We start from the raw sequence: 227 nt of genomic DNA on the forward strand, positions 1-227 counted from the left end.
TGATGGAAAAAAGATTGATATTTCTTCAGTTCCTTTAAATGACCAAAAAACCTATGAGATACTCTCAAGCGGTGATTCAATTGGAGTGTTTCAGCTTGAAAGTTCGGGAATGAGAGAAGCTTTAATTAAACTAAAACCGGACTGCATTGAAGATATTATCGCTTTAATTTCCCTTTATCGTACAGGACCTATGGATAACATTCCAACTTATGTTGCAAGAAAACACG

Origin of the sequence: Wolbachia endosymbiont of Drosophila incompta (genome assembly GCF_001758565.1) — a bacterium.
Classification (GTDB): Bacteria; Pseudomonadota; Alphaproteobacteria; order Rickettsiales; family Anaplasmataceae; genus Wolbachia; species Wolbachia pipientis.